Origin of the sequence: Alkalihalobacillus sp. MEB130, assembly GCF_032335535.1 — a bacterium.
Taxonomy (GTDB): Bacteria; Bacillota; Bacilli; order Bacillales; family Bacillaceae_D; genus Halalkalibacter.
On the sequence record NZ_JAOANA010000015.1, the window covers coordinates 78,159 to 102,895 of the forward strand.

Annotated in this window: 24 protein-coding genes; 9 read left to right on the forward strand and 15 right to left on the reverse strand. The window is 38.0% G+C overall.

The features are described from left to right. Positions 1-6: 6 nt before the first annotated feature. Together N0O92_RS15545 and N0O92_RS15550 are read right to left on the reverse strand one after the other, a co-directional pair. A complete protein-coding gene (locus N0O92_RS15545; protein WP_315615620.1) occupies positions 7-762 on the reverse strand; it encodes an exodeoxyribonuclease III in 756 nt (251 codons plus the stop codon). A 244-nt stretch (positions 763-1,006) separates the two neighbouring features. Next, a complete protein-coding gene (locus N0O92_RS15550) occupies positions 1,007-1,378 on the reverse strand; it encodes a hypothetical protein (protein WP_315615580.1) in 372 nt (123 codons plus the stop codon). Between the two features lie 157 nt (positions 1,379-1,535). Between N0O92_RS15550 and N0O92_RS15555 the strand changes: the two genes are divergently transcribed. The 3 genes from N0O92_RS15555 (at position 1,536) to N0O92_RS15565 (ending at position 3,807) form a co-directional block, all read left to right on the forward strand. Then, positions 1,536-2,405 carry a dimethylarginine dimethylaminohydrolase family protein gene (locus tag N0O92_RS15555; RefSeq protein ID WP_315615581.1) on the forward strand — a complete coding sequence of 290 codons (870 nt, stop codon included), beginning with the start codon at positions 1,536-1,538 and terminating at the stop codon, positions 2,403-2,405. A 65-nt stretch (positions 2,406-2,470) separates the two neighbouring features. Then, entirely contained in the window at positions 2,471-3,397 is a 927-nt protein-coding gene (locus tag N0O92_RS15560; RefSeq protein WP_315615582.1) for an MBL fold metallo-hydrolase, read from the forward strand. 224 nt (positions 3,398-3,621) lie between these two features. Continuing rightward, entirely contained in the window at positions 3,622-3,807 is a 186-nt protein-coding gene (locus N0O92_RS15565; RefSeq protein ID WP_315615583.1) for a hypothetical protein, read from the forward strand. 16 nt (positions 3,808-3,823) lie between these two features. On the opposite strand, the gene N0O92_RS15570 is transcribed toward N0O92_RS15565, so the two are convergent. Beyond that, on the reverse strand, positions 3,824-4,699 hold the full coding sequence (locus N0O92_RS15570) for a metal-dependent hydrolase (RefSeq protein ID WP_315615584.1): 876 nt from the start codon (positions 4,697-4,699) through the stop codon (positions 3,824-3,826). Between the two features lie 162 nt (positions 4,700-4,861). Here N0O92_RS15570 and N0O92_RS15575 point away from each other — a divergent pair, with 162 nt between their 5' ends. Then, positions 4,862-6,229, forward strand: coding sequence for an amino acid permease (locus N0O92_RS15575; protein WP_315615585.1), 1,368 nt, complete (start codon positions 4,862-4,864; stop codon positions 6,227-6,229). On the opposite strand, the gene N0O92_RS15580 is transcribed toward N0O92_RS15575, so the two are convergent. Beyond that, on the reverse strand, positions 6,213-6,842 hold the full coding sequence (locus tag N0O92_RS15580) for a LysE family transporter (RefSeq protein ID WP_315615586.1): 630 nt from the start codon (positions 6,840-6,842) through the stop codon (positions 6,213-6,215). The genes N0O92_RS15575 and N0O92_RS15580 overlap by 17 nt on opposite strands. Before the next feature lie 161 nt (positions 6,843-7,003). Further along, the gene (locus tag N0O92_RS15585; RefSeq protein ID WP_315615587.1) at positions 7,004-7,120 is read right to left on the reverse strand and encodes a YjcZ family sporulation protein; all 117 of its coding nucleotides are present in this window, start codon (positions 7,118-7,120) and stop codon (positions 7,004-7,006) included. 212 nt (positions 7,121-7,332) lie between these two features. Here N0O92_RS15585 and N0O92_RS15590 point away from each other — a divergent pair, with 212 nt between their 5' ends. Together N0O92_RS15590 and N0O92_RS15595 are read left to right on the forward strand one after the other, a co-directional pair. Further along, the gene (locus N0O92_RS15590; protein WP_315615588.1) at positions 7,333-7,974 is read left to right on the forward strand and encodes a YitT family protein; all 642 of its coding nucleotides are present in this window, start codon (positions 7,333-7,335) and stop codon (positions 7,972-7,974) included. Positions 7,975-8,068: 94 nt separating this feature from the next. Further along, a complete protein-coding gene (locus N0O92_RS15595; RefSeq protein ID WP_315615589.1) occupies positions 8,069-9,037 on the forward strand; it encodes a tripartite tricarboxylate transporter substrate binding protein in 969 nt (322 codons plus the stop codon). Positions 9,038-9,103: 66 nt separating this feature from the next. On the opposite strand, the gene N0O92_RS15600 is transcribed toward N0O92_RS15595, so the two are convergent. The 6 genes from N0O92_RS15600 to N0O92_RS15625 form a co-directional block, all read right to left on the reverse strand. Beyond that, on the reverse strand, positions 9,104-11,065 hold the full coding sequence (locus tag N0O92_RS15600) for a tripartite tricarboxylate transporter permease (protein ID WP_315615590.1): 1,962 nt from the start codon (positions 11,063-11,065) through the stop codon (positions 9,104-9,106). Positions 11,066-11,135: 70 nt separating this feature from the next. Continuing rightward, on the reverse strand, positions 11,136-11,429 hold the full coding sequence (locus N0O92_RS15605) for a hypothetical protein (protein WP_315615591.1): 294 nt from the start codon (positions 11,427-11,429) through the stop codon (positions 11,136-11,138). 18 nt (positions 11,430-11,447) lie between these two features. Further along, the gene (locus N0O92_RS15610) at positions 11,448-12,647 is read right to left on the reverse strand and encodes an MFS transporter (RefSeq protein ID WP_396334533.1); all 1,200 of its coding nucleotides are present in this window, start codon (positions 12,645-12,647) and stop codon (positions 11,448-11,450) included. Positions 12,648-12,907: 260 nt separating this feature from the next. After that, positions 12,908-14,695 carry an oligoendopeptidase F gene (gene pepF / locus N0O92_RS15615; RefSeq protein WP_315615593.1) on the reverse strand — a complete coding sequence of 596 codons (1,788 nt, stop codon included), beginning with the start codon at positions 14,693-14,695 and terminating at the stop codon, positions 12,908-12,910. Between the two features lie 231 nt (positions 14,696-14,926). Beyond that, positions 14,927-15,808, reverse strand: coding sequence for a hypothetical protein (locus N0O92_RS15620; RefSeq protein ID WP_315615594.1), 882 nt, complete (start codon positions 15,806-15,808; stop codon positions 14,927-14,929). Then, on the reverse strand, positions 15,805-16,335 hold the full coding sequence (locus N0O92_RS15625) for an RNA polymerase sigma factor (RefSeq protein WP_315615595.1): 531 nt from the start codon (positions 16,333-16,335) through the stop codon (positions 15,805-15,807). The genes N0O92_RS15620 and N0O92_RS15625 overlap by 4 nt, the downstream gene beginning before the upstream one ends. A 488-nt stretch (positions 16,336-16,823) precedes the next feature. Between N0O92_RS15625 and adhP the strand changes: the two genes are divergently transcribed. From adhP to N0O92_RS15640, 3 genes are all read left to right on the forward strand, one after another. Beyond that, a complete protein-coding gene (adhP, locus tag N0O92_RS15630; RefSeq protein ID WP_315615596.1) occupies positions 16,824-17,834 on the forward strand; it encodes an alcohol dehydrogenase AdhP in 1,011 nt (336 codons plus the stop codon). Positions 17,835-17,928: 94 nt separating this feature from the next. Then, positions 17,929-19,446, forward strand: a complete 1,518-nt coding sequence (gene adh, locus N0O92_RS15635; protein WP_315615597.1) for an aldehyde dehydrogenase — start codon at positions 17,929-17,931, stop codon at positions 19,444-19,446. Between the two features lie 260 nt (positions 19,447-19,706). Beyond that, a complete protein-coding gene (locus tag N0O92_RS15640; protein ID WP_315615598.1) occupies positions 19,707-20,072 on the forward strand; it encodes a DUF779 domain-containing protein in 366 nt (121 codons plus the stop codon). Between the two features lie 70 nt (positions 20,073-20,142). On the opposite strand, the gene N0O92_RS15645 is transcribed toward N0O92_RS15640, so the two are convergent. From N0O92_RS15645 to N0O92_RS15660, 4 genes are all read right to left on the reverse strand, one after another. Beyond that, positions 20,143-21,582: a sigma-54-dependent transcriptional regulator gene (locus N0O92_RS15645; protein WP_315615621.1), complete on the reverse strand. Its 1,440-nt coding sequence runs from the start codon at positions 21,580-21,582 to the stop codon at positions 20,143-20,145. A gap of 8 nt (positions 21,583-21,590) precedes the next feature. Then, a complete protein-coding gene (locus tag N0O92_RS15650) occupies positions 21,591-23,243 on the reverse strand; it encodes a GAF domain-containing sensor histidine kinase (RefSeq protein ID WP_315615599.1) in 1,653 nt (550 codons plus the stop codon). Between the two features lie 8 nt (positions 23,244-23,251). Further along, positions 23,252-24,397, reverse strand: a complete 1,146-nt coding sequence (locus N0O92_RS15655) for an iron-containing alcohol dehydrogenase (RefSeq protein ID WP_315615600.1) — start codon at positions 24,395-24,397, stop codon at positions 23,252-23,254. Between the two features lie 170 nt (positions 24,398-24,567). Further along, positions 24,568-24,735, reverse strand: a complete 168-nt coding sequence (locus N0O92_RS15660) for a serine protease (RefSeq protein ID WP_315615601.1) — start codon at positions 24,733-24,735, stop codon at positions 24,568-24,570. Between the last annotated feature and the right edge of the window lie 2 nt (positions 24,736-24,737).

Below are 24,737 nucleotides of genomic sequence, written 5' to 3' on the forward strand. Positions count from 1 at the left end.
TTTTACTTACATGTTAAGCTCCAGACCAATCGGACAATGATCACTCCCAAAAACAGTATGATGGATCGTTGATTCCACTATCTTTTCCTTTAATTGATTGGACACAAGGAAATAATCAATTCTCCACCCAATGTTTCGCTCACGTACTTTATTCATATAGGACCACCATGTGTACGACTCGGTTTTGTCTGGATATTTAAAACGGAAAGAGTCAACAAATCCAGCTTGTAACAGTGCCGACATTTCTCCTCGTTCTTCGACTGTGAATCCTGAATTTTTTTGATTGGTTCTCGGATTTTTTAAATCGACCTCTTGATGAGCTACATTTAAATCTCCACACAAAATAACAGGTTTCTTCTCTTCTAGCGTTTGTAAATAAAGGCGAATTTGCTTCTCCCAATCAAGACGATAAGGAAGACGAGAAAGATCCCTTTTTGAATTAGGAGTATACACATTGACTATATAGAAATCTTCAAATTCTAATGTGATGACTCTCCCTTCTTTTTCTTCAAAGTGTTCATGTAATCCAAAATGAACAGAAAGCGGTTTGACTTTTGAAAAAATCGCTGTACCCGAATACCCTTTTCTTTCTGCCGAATTCCAATATTGATAGTACCCGTCGAGTTGCAACGTAATTTGGTCTGCCTGGCATTTCGTTTCTTGCAAACAAAAAATGTCAGCATTCACTGCATGAAAAAAATCCAAAAATCCTTTCGTGACGCAAGCCCGTATGCCATTTACATTCCATGAGACTAGTTTCAGTTTCATATATTTATAGTTTCTCCTTGTTCTTTTGTTTTAAATATTTATCTTACTATAGAGCACGATGTCCGTAAACGAAAAAGGATATCCTAAAAGGTGTGATTTTACCTTTAGAATACCCATACATAATGAACCGAATCGCTACATCTTCTTAAGACTTTCAGAGAAGCTGAATACCTCCTCTCAACCAGCGTACTGAACGACACCATTCCTTTTATAAGCAACCCTACTTTTAACACATGAATTATTTATCATCTTCAAGCATTTCTGCAATTGTCTCACGAACGCCCTCACCATCCGAATTAAATTGTTCAAGTAACTCATCGAATGACGGAGGTTCGTGAAAAAGTTCTCCTAAATACCCTTCAGAAAGCAATGGAATCATCGTTTCTTGGACAAATTCCGATCCTTTTTTGACAGAGGTTGTCCCAGTTTCTACTAATTCTTTTGGCGATAAATCGAATAACAGACTTGCCCCAATGCTTATTACGAGTAAAATAATCGCAAATGTAAACAATGTTTTAAGTAAGGAAAGGAGAAATAACACGACGATGACAATACCGATTAGAAGTAACCATGTGTGCTGAGTTTCCGTAAATTCATTGAACTGTTCCAACATGTTCCTCCTTACAATCCTGAAAATGAACCCTCTAGTTTCATTATGATCGAAACCACTTACTTTAAACATGTACAAACAAAACACGGTCATGATTTTAGCAACAGTGGGGATACTAAACTGTGATTTAACACGCTTAAAAATTGGGGGAACCTATATGTCAATATTTTCTAAGCAACAACGAAAACCTTTTGCTAGAAGTGAGTATGACGTTCTAAAACAAGTCGTTTTATGCAAACCAGAGTATATGACCATTCGCGATGTTATTAACGAAACCCAAAAGAAATTTAAAGATGAAGGCATTCATATCGAACTAGCAATGGCTCAGCATAAAAAATTTGTTAAAACGTTAGAAGAACATGGTGTCGATGTCGTTCTTTTGCCCGCACTAAAAATGTTTCCGGAGCAAGTATTCACAAGGGACATTGGATTTACGTTTGGACATATTCTGTTCGTCGCTGAAATGGCTCACAAAATAAGACAAGGTGAAGAAGAAGTGTTACGAGGCTGGATTAAACAAGAACGAATGTCTTATTTTAATTTAATTGGTGACATGATTGAAGGTGGAGACGTCATTGTTGACGGTGAATCGATTTACGTTGGTTTAAGCAATAGAACCAATCAAAATGCAATCGATCATTTGCAAAGCATTCTTCCTCACTATGAGATCGTGACTGTTCCTTTTACGGAAAAGTATTTACATTTAGATTGTGTGTTTAATATTGTGTCTCCTGCTGAAGCCCTTATTTATCCTGATGCCCTAAAACAAAAGGAAATCGATTTTCTTTCCTCTAGATTTGAATTAATTGAAGTATCAGAAGAGGAACAATTTACTTTAGGGACAAATGTTCTTTCTATCGGAAATAAAAGAGTGTTTAGCTTACCAGTTAATACAAAAGTCAACGAGCAATTACGTGCACGTGGGTTTGAAGTGATTGAAGTCGATATCACGGAAATTATTAAATCTGGTGGCTCATTCCGCTGCTGTACTCTCCCTGTTTTAAGAGAAGGAGATCATCACGAATAAACGGGTGTAGCAAAATAGCTACACCTTCCTTTTGTATGCCCGCTTTTACACAAGGAGTGAGACCTATGGCAATCTTTCGTAATTTGGATAATATTGATAAGAATAAAGTGACAGTGAAGAAATTATTTCATTACTTTCGCATCCGAAATCAAGGGAAAGACTTAACAAAAAAAATTCCTGTTTCAAATCACCTGCAAATCGACTATTTAAAAGAAAACCGCACACAGATAACCTATACGTGGATTGGACATTCTACTTTTTTAATCCAAATGTCAGGACTCAATATCTTAACTGATCCAGTATTCTCTAATCGAATGGGGTTGGAGAAACGATTAGTCCCTCCTGGTATTTTCCTCAAGGACTTACCACCAATCGACATCGTCTTAATTTCGCATGCACATTTTGACCATCTTGAATTTCAAAGTTTAAGAAAACTAAAAGGAAATCCACACATTTATGTACCGTATGGGTTAAAAAGATTATTTAAACAAAAAGGCTTCGCATCTATAATCGAAGCAAATTGGTGGGATCACTTTACACATGAAGATTTATCCATTCATTTTGTTCCTGCACAGCATTGGAGTAGGCGCAACCTCTTAGATAAAAACAGAGCTCATTGGGGTGGTTGGGTATTTCTTTCGACTGATCATACCTTTTACTTTGTCGGAGATACAGGGTATTTTAGAGGGTTTCAAGAGATAGGAACCCGCTTTTCTATTGATACGATTTTTGCTCCAATTGGAGACTACGAACCTGAATGGATGTCAGGACTTCAACATATGAATCCGGAACAGGCTATACAAGCTTTCGTAGATGTCGCCGCCGAATCATTTGTACCAATGCATTATGGAACATATCGACTTTCTATGGACACAGGGCCAGAAGCATTAGATCGCCTGCGAGCAGAATGGAATCGCAGAAAGCTATCTGAGAACAAGATAAACATCTTGAAAATAGGTGAGACGGTTATACTCCCGCAGTCCAATCACTAAACTATCACGTGTATCAAATAGTCGTTCATTCAGACTAATCACAAGCTGGTTTGTATGATAGTTATGAAAACAGACCAGCTTGATGATGAATCAATCTTTAACTATACTCTTTTCTACTCAGCATTTTTCACATTTTTCATATTATGATGTAATGTAAGGAAATATTTCTCAAGTGTTTGCATACAATATATAGGTTGACATTAGAAGGGAGATAGTTAGTACAGATGGATTTATCAGAAAAACAATTTTCTCGCTTAAACAAAAAGTCGATTGGGTACCTCGAAAAATTGCAACACAAATATTCTCAGGAATTTGGGGACTTCATTTCAAAGGCAGAATTAATGTCACTCATTGTGCGGTATGCTCGTGAACGTGATGATAATTCTTCATTTCAAACAAAGAAAGAGTGACCAGACCGTCACTCTATTATCGTTCATTTTTAATATATTCAAACAAAAAAGAAGAACCATTTCGGTAAAAGCGTGGATCAAACACCCCTAATTTCTCATGGTCTTTTACAATGACAACGAACGGAGACCATTCCATTAACACTTCCGCTTTAGGGTTCAATTGAAAAAGTGGCTCTAAATCAGCATCTTCATTCGAAACAAGTGTTTCATACCTATGTCGCCCACCCCAAACCGTTGCATTCGAAAGAGTAACTAAATGATTATTTTTTCCAATGACAGTAAAATGACCGGGGATAAAACTTGCCGATAGAGCCACTTCTTCATACTCTTCTTTCGCCTCACTATAAATTAGAAACCCTTGTATACATTGAACAGAAATATGAAGAAGAATTGCAATCCATACGTATCGCCATACTTTATACCGTGTGAGATGCTTTTTCCACCTACTTATAAGAAAACCAAATAAAATAATTCCCCAAATGAGAAAATCAACAATCGAAAGGACCCCAAATGTGACTCTTTCTTGTGAAATTGGTTCAAACACACCTGTTCCCCATGCATTCAAAGAATCTGTACTATTATGTATGAACACATTCACTAAAGCTAAATAGAAAATAATGCTATCCTTTCTCTTCCAAATCAAATAAGCGACACCATAAATCAAAGCAGCCCAAAATGGAGCTAGAAAAAAAGAATGAGTTAGGCCCCTGTGCCACATTTGTTCCATGATTCTCCCCGTCTCCGTCATATTAGCGACCACGTCAATATCAGGAATTTGACTCCCGACAATAGCGGAAAAAAGCAGGGCTTTTTTTGTCTGTTTATCCATCGTATCTTTATTGATTGCTCCATATGTTGTTAATCCAAATAAAGTATGCGTAATTGTATCCATATTTTTCCCTGCCCTATCCTATCTTTCTTGTCCCCATCATATATCTTTGATCCTCCATTTCCAAATCAAACAACTCTGCATTATTCCAGATATTGTGATTGTTTCATTACATAAACAATGCCTTTTTTTCGAACAATAACTTCGAAATGAGGAGTGATAATTTTGAAGACAAAAGCTGGTGAACAAGCTGAAAAACCATTAAGATGGTGGGAATTATCCTTACTTGGTATCGCTGGGACGATTGGAACAGGCTTTTTTCTAGGCTCGAGTATAGCTATTGATATGGCAGGGCCTTCTGTTTTGTTTGCGTTTGCTTTAGCTGCTGTTGGAACATATTTTGTGTATGAAGCGTTAGCCAAAATGACCATGGCCGATCCACAAAAAGGGTCATTTCGCTCTTATGCCAAAAATGCGTACGGACGCTGGGCAGGTTTTAGTAGTGGATGGGTATATTGGATATCAGAAATGCTCATAATGGGAAGTCAAATGACAGCCCTCTCGATTTTCACAAGATTTTGGTTTCCTAATGTACCGTTGTGGGTATTTGCATGCATATATGCTGCTCTTGGCATTTTAGTCATTTTAATTGGGACCAAGAGTTTTGATAGAGTGGAGAATTTATTAGCAGTCTTAAAAGTCGCGGCTATTCTTATGTTTATCATTTTAGCCATTTTAGCACTAGTCGGTGTGTTTGGACAAGGTGGAGAAGCTGTTGCCTTGCCGCGAACGTATGACACATTCTTACCGAATGGTATTACAGGATTACTTCCTGCATTTATCTATGGTTTTTACGGATTTGCAGGTATTGAAATTATGGGTCTTATTGCAATCCGTTTAAAAAATATGAAAGAAGCACCGAAGTCTGGGAAAGTGATGCTCACGGTCCTTGCTATTATTTATATCGCCTCTGTTGGCCTAGCTTTACTTATGGTTTCGTGGAACAACTTTACGACAGAACAAAGCCCTTTTGTTACAGCACTTAATGCGTTTAACATTCCGTATGTGAACCATTTTTTTAATGCTGTTTTCATAATCGCTGGCTTCTCAACCATGGTCGCTTCTTTATTTGCTGTAATACGAATTTTGGTAACATTGGCAGAAGACAAAGACGCTCCACCCGTTTTTTCAAAGAGAGTTGGTAAGAACATTGCATTACCAGCAATTGGACTGACCACAGCAGGGATGGTCGTCTCCATTATATTGGCGATAGTAATCCCAGGCCGCCTGTATGAGTACGTAACAACGGCAGCCGGAATTATGCTCTTGTATAATTGGATTTTTATTTTAGGATCGTATGGTCGCTTATTAGAACTAACAACCAAAGACAAAGTGAAACAATTTCTCGGTTTCGCCTTTGTCCTTTTGGCTGTCATTGGTACATTGTTTCACCAAACAAGTCGACCTGGCTTTTATATAAGTCTCGCTTTTATAGTAGTCGTTGCGATTGTTACATTAATTATGCGACACTTCTGGAAAAAGAACAAAGACGACAAACCTCCTAGTCCTTCTTTATTTACGAAGTTAGAATAAGAAATGCTTGAATTCCGAAATAGACACCAAATCCAATAAGGGAAAAACCTGATACGATCGAAATCACGGTTAATAGGCGATTGGTTAAAAATTTTCTTAGTGTACTTGCAAGTGCTGCCATTGTAATATCCCATACCGTAATTCCAATAAAAATGGCAGCACTATAAAGAATAACTTGACTTGTTCCATAAGTTGTTACAGTTTTAGCTAAAATAGATCCAAAAATCCCTAACCAGAAAAGGATGGTTAACGGATTAAAAAGAGACATGAAAAATCCAGAGAAAAACGATCTCATTCGTGAATCTTTAGAACTTCTTGACTGATATGAAGAAATTCTTCCTGCACTCGTAATACTTTCAATTCCCGTATACACTAAAACAAAAAAACCAAAAATCCATAAAAACGTTTGAATAATCGGAACTTCAATAAATTGAACGACTCCTACAAAAACGAGAAGCATATAAAAAGCGTCTGCAACGGTCGCTCCTAACCCAACTAACCATGCATGAAAAAAGCCACTTTTTATTCCTCGGTCTAATTGAGCAGCATTGACTGGCCCAATGGGTGCTGCCAAGCTTAATCCTAATAATATGTATCCAAAAAACACACTCATAAGAACCATCCTCCACGATAGAAATCAATTAGTCGGACAACCCAACCGCTTGTACAGTCTATGAGAAGGTATGAAAATATACGACAAGAGAATCAAATTTTTCAATCTCAACAGAAGAAAAGCTGATTCCAATATTCGGAATCAGCTTTTTTCATTAAATTTTAGTAGCCGTAGCCGCCTGCCCAGCTAGCTCCGATAATTACTAACAAAATGAATAGTACTACTAATAACGCGAAACCGCCACCGTATCCTGCTGCTGGAGTTGCTGCGTGTGTCATGTAAAATCATCTCCTTAATTCTTTTTGTTAACTTACAATGTCATCCTATGTTAGTTTTCTATTTTCGTTTGGGCTCTTAACAAATTTTCATATTTTTCTTAGGCGATAAAACCAACTCAAAAAATGAACAAGCTGACATAAATTAAATATTTACAAATACACTAGTAAGGACATAAATGACATGCTAGCTAAATACATTTACAGGAGCTAAAATGGTACATTCATTTCGATCATATTTTTTGATTACTTGTGGCGGTCTTATTCAAGGAATAGGTATGGCCCTCTTTCTCTTTCCTCATTCTATCCCCTCAGGCGGAGCAGGAGGTCTTGCAGTTTTACTCAATTATTGGATTAATATTCCGTTAAGCTTTGCTCTTTGGCTCGTTAACTTCTCCATGTTAGTTGCAGCCATTTATTGGCTTGGAAATGCAAGCGCCATTGGAACTATGTATGGCATTACTATTACTTCTTTAAGTGTGCATTTATTTAGTTTCGATTGGTACAGGCCTTATAACAATGTGTGGGTTGATTTAGTTATAGGCTCAATTATTTTAGGAATTGGAGTAGGCCTACTTTTACGTCAAGGAGTGTCTAATGGAGGAATGGGTGTAATTGCCTTAATCATTGCCAAAGTTAAAGAGATCGCTCCAGGAAAACCGTTGTTTTTATTAAATGGTTCGATTTTCATTGTAACAGGGTCTATTATCGCATGGCCCATTGTTGTTCAAGCCCTTATTTCCCAATGGTTGTCAACTAAGATGGTCGATATTGTCTTTCGACTAAAATCAATCTTCATTATTGAACAACCTCTTTTAGGCTTTAGAAAAAAGAAAAATAATCGGTTAAAAAAGTAAAAGGAGGTTGCATTTTTCCAAAAGACAACATTCCTTTTTCTTTTTTTTGCATATCCTTCCTATGTAGGAGATGAATAGGAAGGAAGTGTGTAGCGTGAGAAACAGTTTGGTTGTCTTATTTGGTTGTTTCCTCATTTTTCTGTTGGCTAGTTGTTCAAATAGTTCCGAGCCAGTCGATGAATTTCCAAGTAAGAGTATTGAATTAATTGTTGCCTTCTCACCGGGAGCGGCAACGGATACACAAGCAAGAATTATCTCGAAGTATGCTAGCAAGTACCTCGGACAGGAACTTATTATCGTCAATAAGCCAGGAGGCGGCGGACAAGTCGGCTGGAATTCCTTTTCTTCTGTTAATCCAGATGGATATACGTTAGCAGCTTATAACCTCCCCCATATCATAACGCAGCCTTTAGTTAATCAAACAAGTTTTGAAGTAGATACATTTGAACCACTTGTGAATTGGGGAGGCGATCCGACTGTATTTGCGGTTAAAAGTGATAGCGACATTACAAGTTTAGAAGAACTTGTTAGCGCAGCTCAGGCGGAACCAGGATCCATTACTGTCGGAAATGCTGGTTTGTATGTCGGGCAGCATTTGGCTACCCTTTTACTAGAGGATTCAGCGAATATTGACCTTGAAGATGTTCCTTTTCAAGGAGCTGCAGATGCCATCGCTTCGGTTCTTGGTGGTCATACCGATGTTGTAGCAGGAAACTTATCAGATATTTACCGGTTAGGTGATGAAGTTCTACCTTTGGCAATCGCAACAGAGGAGCGCCACCCTTTTTCACCTAATATCCCAACTTTTGCAGAATTAGGCTATCCTGAAGTTGTAATGAGTACCGACAGAGGAATTGCAGCGAGAAAAGATACTCCTATTGAAGTGATTGAGAAACTAGAAGAGGCCTTCTTAAACATTCTCGAGGATGAAGACTTTCTCGCTGAAATGGAACAGGCAGGAGCTGATATGCTTGTTATGAACCGTGAGGAAGTAATCGCTGATATGGAAGTTCGAACAGCAACATACGAAAACTTATTAAAGTCAATTGGAGTAATCGAATAACTCAATTTCAAAAAAGGCGGGTGTGCCAAAGGTGGAATCAAACCTTTGGCACACCCGCTTTTCTTATTAAATGTTTACGTTAAGTAACAAGGAAAAAACAACGTATAAAATAGCTGTGAATGTGACAGCTACCACCATAACCTTCATTATCGATAGTGTCCGTTCTTTAAACTTAAAGTAAACAAATAACGGGATGATCAGCATCAATAGTAACACTTGAAAGTAGAACCCGATTACATTCGTTAACAAACTAACTGCACAAACGATAAAAATGAGCCAATAAAGCGATAACGATATAACCTGTTTGTTATCTTCTTTTTTATAAGGCTTCGAAAAGACGACCTTTCCAAATTCAATCACAATTAAGATTAAGAGAAGTATGCTAGTAAGCAACGGAAATAGTTTTAGATCAAGTGGCATTTGCGAAATAAAGTAGATGGAACAAAGAGTTGCTCCTCCCATCAAGAGCCAAGTCCACGCTCGTCTTGACCATAATGCTTGAAGTGACAAGTGAGTACCCTTCGCATGCTCGATCTTTCCCTTTTCCCGATTCCGAAACGCTTGCTGCACGGCAATAACAATCGTTAGAATGACTAAACTATATAAAATGATATTCCATGTTCCTGTAAAAAAATAAGCAGAAGCAGAACCTCTTGCTCCACCGACTTGCATACCTTGTAACAATCCGCGTTCTGCTATCGGTCCTAAAATAAAACCTAACGCAATCGGGGCTGGAGCAAATCCATACTTTTGTATGACAAACATCGCCATTCCAATAATAACAACCGTATAAATGTCAAACAAATTGTTTTGAGTGGTATAGGCGCCAATGATGGAAAAAGATAAAATGATAGGTGCCATAAAGTAAGAAGGTATCGCCGTTAGTTTCGTCATATATTTGATGAGCACAAGCCCGATTATGAGTAGCAATAGCTGTGCAGCTATCATGCTATAAAGAAAAGTATAAGCGACTTCAGCATGGTCCACAAATAAGTTGTTCCCTGGCCAAATTCCGTGAATAAGCAACCCACCTAAGAAAATAGCTGCTGTTGGAGAACCTGGAATTCCAAGTGTAAGCAATGGAATGAGTGAGCCACCGACCATTGCGTTATTTGCACTTTCCGACGCAATGATTCCGTTTTTGTCTCCTTTTCCAAACTGATCTTTCTTTTTTGAAAATCGTTTTGCCTCATTATAAGCTAGTAAACTGGCAATGTTCCCGCCCGCTCCTGGAATCATCCCGATAAAAGCACCAAGGCCACTTCCTAACGTAACGTATTTCGGCTTCTTCATCACATCTTTGAACGACTCACGAATCGTTGATTTCGATTGATTGTCTCTTGATAGATGGGTAGATCGATTCTTTTTGCCAAATTCCTCAATTAAACGTAACGCTTGTGGAAAAGCAAACAACCCAATTAATACGGCTACCATATGGAGCCCTCCGACTAAACTGTCCATGCCAAACGTAAAGCGCGCTGTTCCGGTTATTGTACTAATGCCAATAAATGAGATGGCTATTCCGATACAACCTCCAATTAGGTTTTTAATGACCGAACCATCCGAGATTGCTGCAATGACCGTAATTCCAAAAATAGCAATCCAAAAGCTTTCCGTCGGACCAAACCGCAAAGAAAAGTCTGCGAAAACAGGCGCGAAAAACAACAACAAAAACATTCCGAACAATCCGCCTATGACAGAGGAAATTGTTGCTAATTCTAACGCCTTTCTAGATTTCCCTTGCTTTGTCATTGGGTACCCGTCAAACGTTGTCGCAACATTTGCTGGTGCCCCAGGTACATTAAATAAAATGGCTGGAATCGACCCACCAAACACACTACCACAGTAAATTCCACCAAGTAAAATTAACCCTTCCGTCGGCCCCAATGAAAAGGTAAATGGGATCATAAGAGCTACACCCATCGTCGGTGTAAGTCCTGGCAGTGCTCCTACAACCATTCCTAATACCAATCCAATTATTAGGACAAATACATGATGCAGTTCAAAAACCTGCCAAAAAAAATCCATATCCTAGCCTCCTTTCGTAAGCTAGGATATGATATTCACCTAATTTCAATAGAGTGTGTGTACACTCACTCTATTCTTCTTTTTTGCCTTCCTCCCCCAGTTCTACTTTCTTTCCACCTACCGATAAGTATGAATATACTTCTAATTCCGGTTTTAACTTTTTTAACCCGTCTAAGTATGGTGTCACTAAATCTTTAAAATCCTCGTACACTCCTTCTTCCTGTAGTTGACCATATACATACATTTTCTTTTTTTCTTCTTCCATTAAAAAGGCCATATAACCTACAGGTTTATTGTCGTCCGTTACGACATTTAGCACTTGAGCATCTTCTTTTAAAAATTCGGGTGAAAAATAAATTTGCAAGGTGAATCCTCCTCATTATTATTCAGTCGTTAGTTGAAGTTTTTTAAATAATGTAGTTGTTTCCTGATCTTCACTTGTCTCCTTTTGGTTTTTCACGTGTATAAGCAACAAACATAAAAGTCCGACAAGAAGAGTTAATCCTGCTGTTGATAAAAACATCCCTGTTCGTGACCAATTCATCAGTGCTTCAAATATAGGTGGGCCAGCTGCCACCCCCAGAAACCTAACTGATCCATAAAGAGACGTAACAAACCCTCTTCTCTCTGCCCCAACTGATCCAGTTATAAGACTATTTAAACAAGGTAAAACGAGTCCAGTTCCAATACTTGATATAGCTAATATGCCAATGAAAGGGACTAGCCTTGTAAAGAAAACTAACGTTGCAAAAGAAATCGTCATGAGTAAAAATCCGATAATGATCACTTTTTTCATGCGTTTTATATCTTTTCCAATTTTACTTCCTGTTGTAAGAGAAGTCATCATCATAAATAAAAGCGGAATCGCCAAAATAGCGCCTTTTAACACACCATCAATGTTATATTGTGTTTCGAGCGTATCGGATAAATAAAACAAAATTCCAAAAAGTGTAAACAAACACGTTGCACCTGCTAAATAAGCTGTAAATAACCATCTACCTTCATGCTTAAAAACAGAGAATAAGCCTTTTACATATTTTCCTAATGGTGGTGCTTCTTTCTTTTTCTTTTTTTCTTTCACAAAGAACGCTGTTAACAAGACAGAAATTAACACAAATACAGGAAATCCCCAAAATGGTCCATACCACACTAATAAAGCTAATAATGACCCTACAATAGGAGAAAGAACCTTTCCAAATCCATTAGAGGCTTCGACAATCCCAAGTACCTTACTTTGCTCTCCACCTTTAAATAAATCTCCTGTTAAAGCCATAGCAATTGGCGCTGTTCCGGCGGCTCCAATTCCTTGCAAAGCACGACCAACCATAATCCATAAATAGGCCCCGTTAAACCACGCTGCAGCAACACCCGCTAACAATCCACCAATACCATATAGAATTAACGCTGGCACAATTATTGATTTCCTCGAAAAGCGGTCAGACATATACCCAAGAATGGGAATGGAAATAGCCGCAGTAATCGAGAAAACGGTTATCGTTAAACTAGCTTGAAATGCGCTAATTCCTAATTCGGTTTCCATCCTTGGAAGAATCGGTATGAGCATCGAATTCCCCAACGTCATAATTAGTGGGATTGATCCGATTGCTAAAATGACTAACCCTTTCCCTTTTTTCTCAGCCAATAGCCATCACACATCCTTCATAATTCTAACGTACGAAAAGTTGCGACAGTTAGAAGTGAGACAGTAACCTCGTCAACTTCGCTACGCTTTCTTCTTTTAAGATGCGATTGATTGACAAATTCATACATGGGAAATCGATCAAAACAAAAAAGTGTGTGAAGAGGGTTATACCTCCTCACACACGTACGTTAAGCGACACACTATAATTTTGAAAATTCGTCAACTAATTCTCCGAAAATCGCTAACGCATTTTTAATCGGTTCCGCTCTTGTTAAATCCACACCTGTCGCCTTTAATAACTCAAGCGGATAGTCGGAGCTCCCACTTTTTAAGAACGTTATATATTTTTCAAGCGTTTCTGGCTTTCCTTCAAGAAGCTGATCAGCAATGTGAATCGCTGCTGCATAGCCTGTTGCGTATTTGTACACATAAAACGGACGATAAAAATGAGGAATTCGAGACCATCCATATTTCACTTCTTCATCAAAGACTATTTCATCTCCGTTAAACTCTCTGAAGATCGTTTCATACACTTCGTTAAAAACGTCCGCATTCAAAGGCTCCCCGTTTTCTGCCTTTTCGTGAGTGATTTTTTCAAATTCAGCAAACATCACTTGAGTAAACAATGTTCCCCTAAAACTGTCTATGAAATGATTGAGCAGATGCTTTTTCATTTTTTCATCTTCTGTTGTTTTTAAAAGATAACGGATTAGCAATACTTCATTTACTGTAGAAGCTACTTCTGCCACAAAAATAGAGTAGCCTGCTGTAATTTGTGGCTGATGATTGGATGAGTACCAAGAATGCATCGCGTGCCCGCATTCATGTACAAGAGTAAACAAACTATCTAAATCATCTTGATGGTTTAACAAAACAAATGGATGAACACCATAAAGGCCTAAATTGTAAGCACCTGATCTTTTTCCCGGCGTTTCCCTTACATCAAAATAACGTTTTTCTTTAAAACTCTTTAACGTGTCTACATACTCTTCACCAAGCGGAGCCAAACTCTTTAGCATCGTTTCATATGCTTCATCAAAAGGGATGTCTTCTTTTACATCTTTAACTAAAGGAACATTTAAATCATATTGACGCAATTCACCTAGTCCCAGTGTTTCCTTTCTAATTTTTGCATATTGATGCAGCGGCTTAATATTAGCTTTTGTTGCATCAATTAAATTGTTATACACTTCTTTTGGCACCATATCAGAGAAAAGTGACTTCTCAAGCGCTGATGGATATTCACGCATCTTTGACAAGGTCACATTTGTTTTAATAGCGGAAGATAATGTGGATGCAATTGTATTTTTCAACTGTACATATGGTTCATAGTACGCTTTATATGCCTCAAGACGAACATCACGATCTTCATCTTCAATTAACTTTGAATACATCCCTCTTGACAGTTCCACTTTTTCTCCATCTTTTGTCGTGACAGTTCCAAATTTAATGTCAGCATTGTTAATCATTCCAAACGTATTGCTAGATGCAGAAAGAGCTTCTCCAAGATCTGAGAGAACTTCTTCTTTTTCTTTTGACAATACATGTTTTTTGTAACGATACGATTCTAATAAATCTTCTTCAAAATATTTCAAACCATCAATTTCACTAATATACCCTTTCAATGTACTCTCTTCTAGACTTAACAAAAATGGCATGAAAAAAGACGTAGCCGAACTTAGTTTCACACCAAGAGATTTAGCCCTGTCAAGCAAAGACTGTGATTTGGAATCTCTCGTATCCAAATCCACTTGAAGCATCGCAAACACATACACTTTTTTAAAGGTATAACCTGTTTCCTCACTTAAAACTAAGTAGTTATATAATGACTCTGCATCTTTAATGTTCCCATCAAACGCTTTTAATTTTTTCGTTCTCTCTTCCACAGACTGCCAATCCTGATCCCATTGAGACTGGTCTTCATAAATATCGGCTAAATTCCATTTTTCCTGTTCAGGAACATCTTTTCTTGATTTATAATGTGGCATGCAACCAAGCTCCCTTCAGCGGTATCGTATGTAGTTCATTTCAGTTATATGTTACTACATTTCCGATTAGTAACAAAGTAAAGGGGTTGATCAGATTTATTACGAGTAAAAATGACTTTAAAAAAAGAAGAGGTTGTCTTAAATGAAGATTCTGACCAAAACAGATAGCGTCCGCTTTGAACAGATCCTCGTAAGACAACCTTGTACTAAAAACCGTTATTCACATCTCTCTTATTCATATATCCAGTTAAACTGTTCAAAGATAATCCTTACTTCTCGACCAAACCCTTCGTTAAATTCAATCATTTCTACATTCTCTATACTATAAGAGCTTGCCCTCATAAAGTAATACCCATCTGTATGTTCAACTGGGATTACATGAACATACACACCATCTTGATGAAACATAAATTCTTCCACCACTTGACCTGGCACATCAAAACTTGTCATATAATTGGACGTTTCCACTTCCGTATACCCAGCATCACTCATCATAGCTTTATACGATGCAACCTGTTGGTCATAATTTAATGATTCAGTAAATTTATACACTTCAAATAAAACAGGCTCCACACGTCCGTCTCCGTAGTTCGCATATATTTGTACAGAATGGCCTTGCTCATTTGAAACTTGTTCCATCTCAAAATTCGCGTCATAAAACGTTGTAAATGAAAAACCTTCAACTTCTAATTTATTTACGACTTTCTCGTCTTCCATTCCTTCTTCATCTACAATCGAAATCGTTTTTAATTCATCTTCATTTCCAAACGATTCAAGGATTCGACTTTCCTCCATTGCCTCTTCTTGATCGTGCTCTTCATCAGCCATTGTTATACTCATGCTTTCCATTGGAGCATCGGCTGTTGATTCCAAAGGCATGGCTGATTCGTTTTCACCAGAAAGTTGACTAGCACCTAACACATACCCAATTCCTAACGTAAATACGACCAATGCAGCTACTTGCCAGCGCTTGTAAGATCTCGCCCAAGACCAATTTCGTTTCTTTTTTTTCTTAATATTTGCCATGATATTAGCTGAAGAGGATTTTGTTGGCATCTCATTGTAATATTTATTTAAACGCTCCATTGATTCTTCAAAATTATTCCTACTCATAGTTGCTCACCTACTTTTTCATACTCTGCTTTAAGTTTTTGCTTCGCTCGCAAAATTCTCGTCTTAATAGCCCCTTCTGTAACTCCTAACACCTTAGCAATCTCTTGATAGTTTTGGCCGTGAAAGTAATGAAGGACGATCGGAATTTTGTATTTGTCGTCTAATCGATGAATCATTTGATGCAGTTCCGATGCATCATCATCAAAGTGATCATTTATAAAAGTTTGCGAAGAAGCATATTTCTGTAATTCAACAGTCTTTCTTTTCATTTGTTTTTCTTTTCGGTAGAAATCTCGAATGACATTTAATGTAATCGAATAAAGCCAAGTAGTAAATTTCCCCCGATTGTGTTTATGAATAAAACGATATACCTTTAAAAAAACTTCTTGAGTTACATCTTCTATATGAGTTGGTGAAACACCAATTTGAAAAGCAAATTTCTCCACCGTTTTTAAATGTTGTTCAATTAATTGCTGGAAGGCGTCATCATCGCCTTTTTTCGCCCGCTCGATTAATTGTTCTTCCATCGTTTGTACCCTCCGTCTATTCGAACTTTGCTAATAAAACGACACCTCATAACAAAAGGTTTCAATTCATATCGATTTTCTAATGCTCTTAATGCAATTAATTCTTTCGGCACAAATGGATTGACTCTATGATTGGTCCATACATTCATAAGAGAGATCAATCACAAGAGCAAGCATCTGCCCTCAAATAATCTTTGAAACATTTTTAATGAAGTCCCTCTCATGTTCCCTCTTAACTAGATATAGTCTACATGATGATAAATAGTTTGTTAATAGAATATACGTAGTAGACTAACCCACCTGTCCCTCTTATACGTAAAAAAACGAGGCAAAATTCAGGCTATACGAGCCAAACTTTTGGCACTTTTTTTCAAAATATCGGCAAATATTTCAATAATCCAATCAATTTTCTCTTTCTGCAAAGGTTTACATTATTGGCACAGTACTTGCATTTCTATTCATGAATCTATTAAACAGGGGGTTTGAACATGAAAGCAGCTGTTGTAAATCAATATAAACAAAAGCTCGAAATCAAAGAAGTAGATATACCGAAGATTGGGCGTGGCGAAGTGCTAGTTAAAATGGAAGCGTGTGGGGTTTGTCATACCGATCTCCATGCAGCCCACGGTGATTGGCCTGTAAAACCAAAACTACCTTTAATTCCAGGACATGAAGGAGTCGGCATCGTTACCCAAGTCGGCGAAGGCGTTACTTCCATTAAAGTCGGCGATCGTGTTGGAGTTCCTTGGCTATTCTCAGCATGCGGAGAATGTGAATATTGTTTAACAGGAAGAGAAACTCTTTGTCCTGACCAAGAAAATGGTGGATATTCAGTCGATGGCGGTTATGCTGAATATTGCAAAGCTCCAGCAAACTATGTTGCAAAAATTCCTGATCATGTTGATCCTATTGAAATCGCTCCAATCTTATGCGCTGGTGTTACAACGTACAAAGCTTTAAAAGTTTCTGAAGCTAAGCCTGGTGATTGGGTCGCAATTTACGGAATTGGTGGATTAGGTCATGTAGCCTTACAATATGCAAAGGCAATGGGGTTCAAAGTTATTGCAGTTGACATACAAGATGAAAAGTTAGAATTAGCAACTAAATTAGGAGCGGACAAAACCATTAACGGTCTACGTGTTAACCCAGCAGAAGCCATCTCAGAGCAAGTTGGTGGAGTTCAAGCCGCTATTAGTGTTGCCGTTACGAAAAAAGCATTCGAGCAAGCTTATCAATCTGTTAAACGTGGTGGAACCCTCGTTGTTGTTGGGCTGCCACATGATGATTTGCCAATTCCAATATTCAATACAGTCCTAAATGGTGTAACCGTTCGCGGTTCGATCGTTGGTACACGTAAGGATATGCAGGAAGCACTTCAATTTGCTGCAGATGGAAAAGTAAAAACGAACATTGAAACAGCTCCTCTTGATAGCATTAATGAAGTGTTTGAGAAAATGGAAAAAGGTCAAATTAATGGACGAATTGTATTAACGATGTAATAAATAGAGTTACAAAAGAATAGATTTTGTTGTAAGCGCTTTTTTATATTGGAAGGGGAGCTCGCCTCCCCTATTTATAAGGAGGAATTGGTAGATGATTTATGGCCAACCAGGAACAGCGAATGCAAAGGTGAAATTTAAGAAACGGTACGAAAATTTTATTAACGGAGAATGGACAGCCCCTGTTAAAGGGCAATATTTCGAGAATATCACACCTGTTACTGGTGAAGTATTTTGTGAAGTTGCACGCTCTTCTTCGGAAGACATAGAACTTGCACTTGATGCTGCACATCGTACGAAAGCTGCATGGGGGAAAACATCAGCTGCAGAACGTGCAAATATACTTAACAAAATTGCAGATCGAATCGAAGAAAACCTTGAAATGCTAGCTGTTGCAGAAACCTGGGATAATGGTAAAGCGGTACGCGAAACATTAAATGCCGATATTCCACTTGCAGTTGACCACTTCCGCTATTTTGCAGGTATCGTTCGGTCTCAAGAAGGTACGATTAGCCAAATTGATGATGATACGGTTGCTTATCATTTTCATGAGCCGCTAGGAGTGGTTGGTCAAATTATTCCATGGAACTTCCCTATATTAATGGCAGTTTGGAAGGTTGCACCTGCTCTCGCAGCTGGAAACTGCATTGTACTAAAACCAGCTGAGCAAACACCGGCTTCTATAATGGTATTGCTTGAATTAATTGAAGACCTTCTTCCTCCAGGAGTTCTCAACGTTGTTAACGGGTTTGGTGTAGAAGCCGGAAAACCTTTAGCAACAAGCTCAAGAATTGCTAAAATTGCCTTCACAGGAGAAACGACAACAGGACGTCTCATTATGCAATACGCTTCTCAGAACATTATTCCTGTAACACTAGAACTCGGCGGAAAATCCCCTAATATTTTCTTTGAAGATGTTATGGCAAAAGATGATGCCTTTTTAAATAAAGCGATTGAAGGATTCGTTCTTTTTGCTTTAAATCAAGGTGAAGTGTGTACATGCCCTTCTCGCGCTCTCATCCCAGAATCAATTTATGACGATTTTATGGAAAGAGCCCTTGCTAGAGTAAAAGAAATCAAAACAGGTAATCCATTAGATGTATCGACAATGATGGGAGCTCAAGCATCAAATGAACAATTGGAGAAAATCCTTTCTTATCTAGATATTGGAAAACAAGAAGGAGCTCAATGTTTAACAGGTGGTGAAAGAAATGTAATACAAGGATTCGAAAACGGTTACTACGTTCAACCAACTGTGTTCAAAGGCAACAACAAAATGCGAATTTTCCAGGAAGAAATTTTCGGCCCAGTTGTATCTGTCACAACGTACAAAAATCCAGAAGAAGCATTACAAATCGCCAATGATACTCTTTACGGTCTAGGAGCAGGCGTGTGGACTCGAGACATCAATAACGCTTATCGCTTCGGACGCAACATCGAAGCCGGCCGTGTTTGGACCAATTGCTATCATGCTTACCCAGCACATGCAGCCTTTGGCGGCTACAAAGCATCCGGAGTAGGGCGCGAAAATCACAAAATGATGCTTTCACATTACCAACAAACGAAAAATATGCTCGTCAGCTATAGCCCCGACGCACTAGGCTTTTTTTAAGATCTAAAGAAAAAAGACGACTTTCCTTTTTTCTTTAGATCGAAGCGATGAGCGCAGCCGCTGCCTTCTTTTAAGCCTAAAGGAGCGCTCTTCTCCTTTAGGCGCGCAGCGTGCGGAGCCATCGCACATGTTCGCACTCTTGTTGATTAATCATCAACTTGCTCTTTTCTTTTTTCAATCGATGATCTAGACGCTACCTTCTCTTAAGCCCTAGGAGCGCTCTTTTCTTAAACATCCATGTCTAATAAAAGGAGGTCGGTATGGTAAAGAAGGTAACTGCAACAAACGAAGCGATTGAATTTATTTCATTACTGAAAGAAAAACATGGACCACTCATGTTTCATCAATCAGGTGGGTGTTGTGACGGAAGCTCACCAATGTGTTATGTCAATCATGAATTTCTCGTTGGTGACAGCGATACACTTCTTGGTGAAATAGCAGGCTGCCCGTTCTATATTAGTTCTGCCCAGTATGAGTACTGGAAGCATACTCAGTTAATAATAGACGTTGTTGAAGGGCGCGGAGGCATGTTTTCACTAGAAGGACCAGAAGGAAAACGATTTCTGACAAGATCTAGAGTTTTTACACCCGAGGAACGAACTCTATTAAATCATTCTTCTCAATAATAAGAGATGGCACTGAATAAGGTATTTTCCTTTTCTGTGCCATCTAGTAAAAGATAAAGATTGAAATCACCTAGCTGCCTTTTTCATTAAGCAAATAACGAAGTTTTCTCATACTTATATTCAAACGTTCAGCTGCTATCTTCCTATCTCCTATAGTATCTTTCAGTACTTTCTTCACAAAAGATTTTCCCACAACTGTTTCGAGGTCCTTTATTTGCTGTAAAACAACCTCTAAATTCACATCATTTTCTGTTTTCCACAGTACAAGGAGTTGTTTCGTCCACTTGTTTACGTACTCTTCAAAACTTTCTTCCATCAAGTTATCTGGTTGCATGTTTTCAGATTTAACGATACAGTCTTGCTTTTGTAATTTATCCGGTAAAAATTCCGGTGTAATGGTGGCAACTTCCTCATCTGCTAAGGCGACTGCTCGTTTTATAACATTACTTAACTCCCGGATATTCCCTGGCCAATGATAATGCGCTAACAAACTCTTGGATTCCTCTGAGAATGTTAAAGTAGGACACTGTTTATTCAATAAATAAGAAAGCAATAGAGGAATGTCTTCTATCCTTTCTCGTAACGGGGGAATCGTTAACTTAACAACATCCAGCCGGTATAATAAGTCTTCTCGAAACTTTTTTTCTTCTACTGCTTTTGCTAGATTAACGTGTGAAGCAGCAATGATTCTTGTATTCGTTTTACGGACTGTTTCATCCCCCACTTTCATATATTCGCCTGTTTCTAACACTCGCAACAGCTTTACTTGTGTTGATAACGACGCTTCTGCTACCTCGTCTAAAAATAACGTTCCATTGCTAGCGATTTCAAAAATTCCTTTCTTTTCCTTAATGGCACCAGTAAATGCTCCTTTTACATGACCAAAAAGTTCGCTCTCTAACAATGCCTCTGAAATCGCACCACAATTAACAGCAACAAATGGTTGTTCTTTGCGTTTACTCGCTAAATGAATATACTCCGAAAGAACTTCTTTTCCCGTACCCGTTTCTCCTTCTATTAGCACATTCACGTTTTTATTCGCAATTTTATAGGCCATTGTTACGACATGCATCATAGAGTGACTTTCTCCAAAAACAAGCCCGGACCGCTCAGCTAGCTCACGCATAGAACTCTGCTCAGTCGTTACCGTATCATATAGCAATTGATCAATAAGTTGTTCTAAAATATCAATATCATCAAATGGCTTTTCAATATAATCATTTGCCCCTATTTTTATTGCATCGACTGCTGTTTTCACTGTGCTATATCCTGTCATGATAATGGTTTTGCATTGAGGTTGACTCGACTTAATTTTAGCCAACAAAGAGAGTCCACTAGTATCTGGCAATTTCACATCAAGCAAGGCTAACTGGTAGCTTCTAGTATCCAGTAATTGCTGACACTGAGCTCCATTATGACCTACATAAACGTCATAACCTTTATTAGTGAGCAAATGCTCTAAAAAATTACCAACCTCGATTTCATCATCAATGATTATTATTTTTGGTATCTTGCTATTCATCTATCGGCCTCTTCCTTTTTAGGGATAAACAATGTAAACATACTCCCCTTTCCTTTCTCACTTTTTACTTCAATGGTTCCACCATGCGACCTCGCAATCCCTAAACTTACGGAAAGTCCTAATCCTGATCCTTTAATGGCATTTTTCGTTGTGAAAAAGGGATTGAAAATCTCTTGCATCATAGTTTCCTCTATACCTGAACCATTATCGGTAATGCGAAGGCAAACATGGCCATTCTCTTCATATGTGTTGATTTGAATCATTTTCTGTTCAATGTCTATTTCCTCAAGCGCTTGTTTCGCATTGATTAATAAATTAATGGCGATTTGTTCCAACTGTTGTAAACTACCATTAATGTTTGGTACATTCGGATCTAATTGAAGCAAAATAGTAATATTCTGATGTTCAATCTGATAGCGAATTAAATGTAACACCTGTTCTACTACTTTATTAATAGAACAATTTTGAAATTCATACTCATCTTGCCTCGAAAAAGTAAGCAGACTTCGAATAATATGTTTGCAACGTATACCGCACTGATGAATATCCTCAAGAAGCTTATATTCCTTTTTTTCTTTGCTGGACGTTCGAAGCAATAACTGAGCGTTTCCTAGTACAGCCGTAAGTGGATTATTCAATTCATGCGCAACGCCCGCTGCCATTTCACCTATAGCAGCTAATTTACCAGATTGAATTAATTGTGCCTCAATTTGACGTTTTTCCGTTACATCATTCATATAAACAATTACTTCCGTCAATTCACTATTTGCATTGATTGAAGGATAACACTCAAGTTCACATATACGGTTGCGAACCGTTAGTTGCTTAGCGGAATTTTGTTTTGTCTGAAAGGTTTCCATTAGCGGATTTTCTTGTCCCTCTATATTCAGCAATTGATGAAACGATTGCTCGTATATCGTATCATCGTCTAACTTAAAAAATTCTCTAACTGCATGGTTAAACAACGTAACCTTTTCATCCGCATTAACAACAAAAATCATACTAGGAACCGAACGGAATGTTTCTTCCCATTCCTTTTTACTCTTTAGCACCTTATTATAAAGTCCTACGTTCTCAATACAAACAGCAAGTTGATCGGAAAGTTGTTGAAGGAATACGTAATCAGCTTCCTCAAGCATAATTTCTTCCTTACTTTCAAGGCAAAAGACACCTTCTACTTTTCCTTTGCAAATAAGAGGATAGAGAAACATCGATTGCGCACCGACCTTCTTCAATGTCCCCTTCTCAAAAAAGTCCTCCTCCTCCTCATGTAGCAAATTCTTAAAAACAGGTTCCTTATCCTCAAGAACCGATCTAAATAATGAATGTACATGAGGAAAACACAATGGAGGTTGCATAGTAAGTGAACAAGTCGGATAAACATTCGTTAAAATAAGCTCATTCTCATCAACCATAGAAACGTATAACCTGTGGATCGGAAACATTTGCGTCAGTTTATCTAAGATACTCGTAAGCATCTCATCCATTGACGTGTCTATATTAAAGCTTTTTGTCACTTCATTAATAATTTCTAACTGCATATTTTTCTTTTGAAGTTCCACAACTGTTTTCTTTAACTCTGTATAATAACTTCTTTTTGAAGATTTCACTCCTGTTAATAAGTCGATCATTTCTAGTTTATTATTCATGCTTCCTCCTAAAGCGACTGTCGGAATAATCGTTCCACGTCTGAAAGAGAAATATCTCGTGGGTTCGTAATCATACAAGCATCTTCTAGGGCGGTGATGCTCATTTCGGTTATATTCTCTTCATCTAATCCCATCTGAGACAAACTTTGAGGCGCTCCTATGTCTAGTGATAATTTTTTTATATGCTCAATCCCTTTCCTAGCGGCCTCTATGTTCGACAACCCTCTGCTATCTTCCCCGAGTAAGGTAGCTATTGTTGCAAACTTTTTTGGACAAGCCAGTAAGTTAAACTCCATAACATGAGGTAACAATACAGCATTCACATCTCCATGAGAGAAAGGAAATCTACCACCAACAGCATGAGACATCGCATGAACAGCACCTAGAATAGCATTAGAAAAAGCCAAGCCTGCTTGCACACTTGCCATCGCCATTTTTGTCTTTGCTTCTAGATTTGCTTTTGAGGCAACAGAAGGGCGCAAATGATTTGCAACAAGTGCAATGGCATTTTGAGCTTGAACGTCTGTTAAAGGTGTTGCGGCTACACTGACATACGCTTCAATAGCATGTGTTAATACATCTAACCCAGTTGCTGCTGTTAATGATGGCGGTTTTGACGAAAGAGTTTGTGGGTCAATAATGGCAATATCGGGAATGAGTGATTTAGAAACAATCGTCATTTTTTTCTTTCGAACAGAATCGATAATGATGGAGAACTGTGACACCTCAGACCCTGAACCAGCAGTTGTGGGAATCATTACTTGCGGAGGCAACGGTGCTTGAATTTGATCTATTCCTTCATACAATTGAATGTTCCCTTTGTTCGTAGACAACAAGGCAATTGCTTTAGCTACATCAATTGCACTGCCCCCTCCTAATCCGATAACAGAGTCGCATTCGTGGTCAAGGTAAAGTCTCCGTCCTTCTTCTACTTCATAATCTTTCGGGTTAACTGTCAAATTAGAAAAGACCACATAATCTAAATCTACTTCCTTACAACTTCGAATGATCATTTCTAACCAATCTTCATTTACAATTCCTGGATCACAGACAATAAACACCTTTCTAGCACCTAAGCGGATGCTACATTCCCCTACTTGATTTATGGAACCGCTTCCAAAAATGACTTCAGGCATTACAAATTTGTTTATCATACAACACCTCACCTAGGTCTATCCTACTTTTACATCTATCTTTCGACAAGATCAGAGCAGATTCCTGCCGTTTGAATGTAAAAATTATCCTAAAAAGACCTGCTACGATGGAAAACATAGCAGGTCTAATAACTAGGAATTTGAAGATCAATGTAGTTTTAAACTTTTTTTTAATAATATAAAGCTTCTATCTTCTCACAGTGCAAACATTTTTTGTAGAGATGCTCTCCTTCAAAAGAATGATCACAATATCGCTGAATTTCTTTTAAGTGGTTTTCCCAGAATATAAGATCCTCTTTTAATTGATTAATTTTCTTTTGAATGTCAGATACTTGCACCT

Coding starts and splice junctions, on each gene's coding strand:
- N0O92_RS15555 (WP_315615581.1), top strand. CDS start 1,536: ATGTCAATATTTTCTAAGCAACAACGAAAACCTTTTGCTAGAAGTGAG.
- N0O92_RS15560 (WP_315615582.1), top strand. CDS start 2,471: ATGGCAATCTTTCGTAATTTGGATAATATTGATAAGAATAAAGTGACA.
- N0O92_RS15565 (WP_315615583.1), top strand. CDS start 3,622: ATGGATTTATCAGAAAAACAATTTTCTCGCTTAAACAAAAAGTCGATT.
- N0O92_RS15570 (WP_315615584.1), bottom strand. CDS start 4,699: ATGGATACAATTACGCATACTTTATTTGGATTAACAACATATGGAGCA.
- N0O92_RS15580 (WP_315615586.1), bottom strand. CDS start 6,842: ATGAGTGTGTTTTTTGGATACATATTATTAGGATTAAGCTTGGCAGCA.
- N0O92_RS15585 (WP_315615587.1), bottom strand. CDS start 7,120: ATGACACACGCAGCAACTCCAGCAGCAGGATACGGTGGCGGTTTCGCG.
- N0O92_RS15590 (WP_315615588.1), top strand. CDS start 7,333: ATGGTACATTCATTTCGATCATATTTTTTGATTACTTGTGGCGGTCTT.
- N0O92_RS15600 (WP_315615590.1), bottom strand. CDS start 11,065: ATGGATTTTTTTTGGCAGGTTTTTGAACTGCATCATGTATTTGTCCTA.
- N0O92_RS15610 (WP_396334533.1), bottom strand. CDS start 12,647: ATGACGTTGGGGAATTCGATGCTCATACCGATTCTTCCAAGGATGGAA.
- pepF (WP_315615593.1), bottom strand. CDS start 14,695: ATGCCACATTATAAATCAAGAAAAGATGTTCCTGAACAGGAAAAATGG.
- N0O92_RS15620 (WP_315615594.1), bottom strand. CDS start 15,808: ATGAGTAGGAATAATTTTGAAGAATCAATGGAGCGTTTAAATAAATAT.
- N0O92_RS15625 (WP_315615595.1), bottom strand. CDS start 16,335: ATGGAAGAACAATTAATCGAGCGGGCGAAAAAAGGCGATGATGACGCC.
- adhP (WP_315615596.1), top strand. CDS start 16,824: ATGAAAGCAGCTGTTGTAAATCAATATAAACAAAAGCTCGAAATCAAA.
- adh (WP_315615597.1), top strand. CDS start 17,929: ATGATTTATGGCCAACCAGGAACAGCGAATGCAAAGGTGAAATTTAAG.
- N0O92_RS15640 (WP_315615598.1), top strand. CDS start 19,707: ATGGTAAAGAAGGTAACTGCAACAAACGAAGCGATTGAATTTATTTCA.
- N0O92_RS15650 (WP_315615599.1), bottom strand. CDS start 23,243: ATGAATAATAAACTAGAAATGATCGACTTATTAACAGGAGTGAAATCT.
- N0O92_RS15655 (WP_315615600.1), bottom strand. CDS start 24,397: ATGATAAACAAATTTGTAATGCCTGAAGTCATTTTTGGAAGCGGTTCC.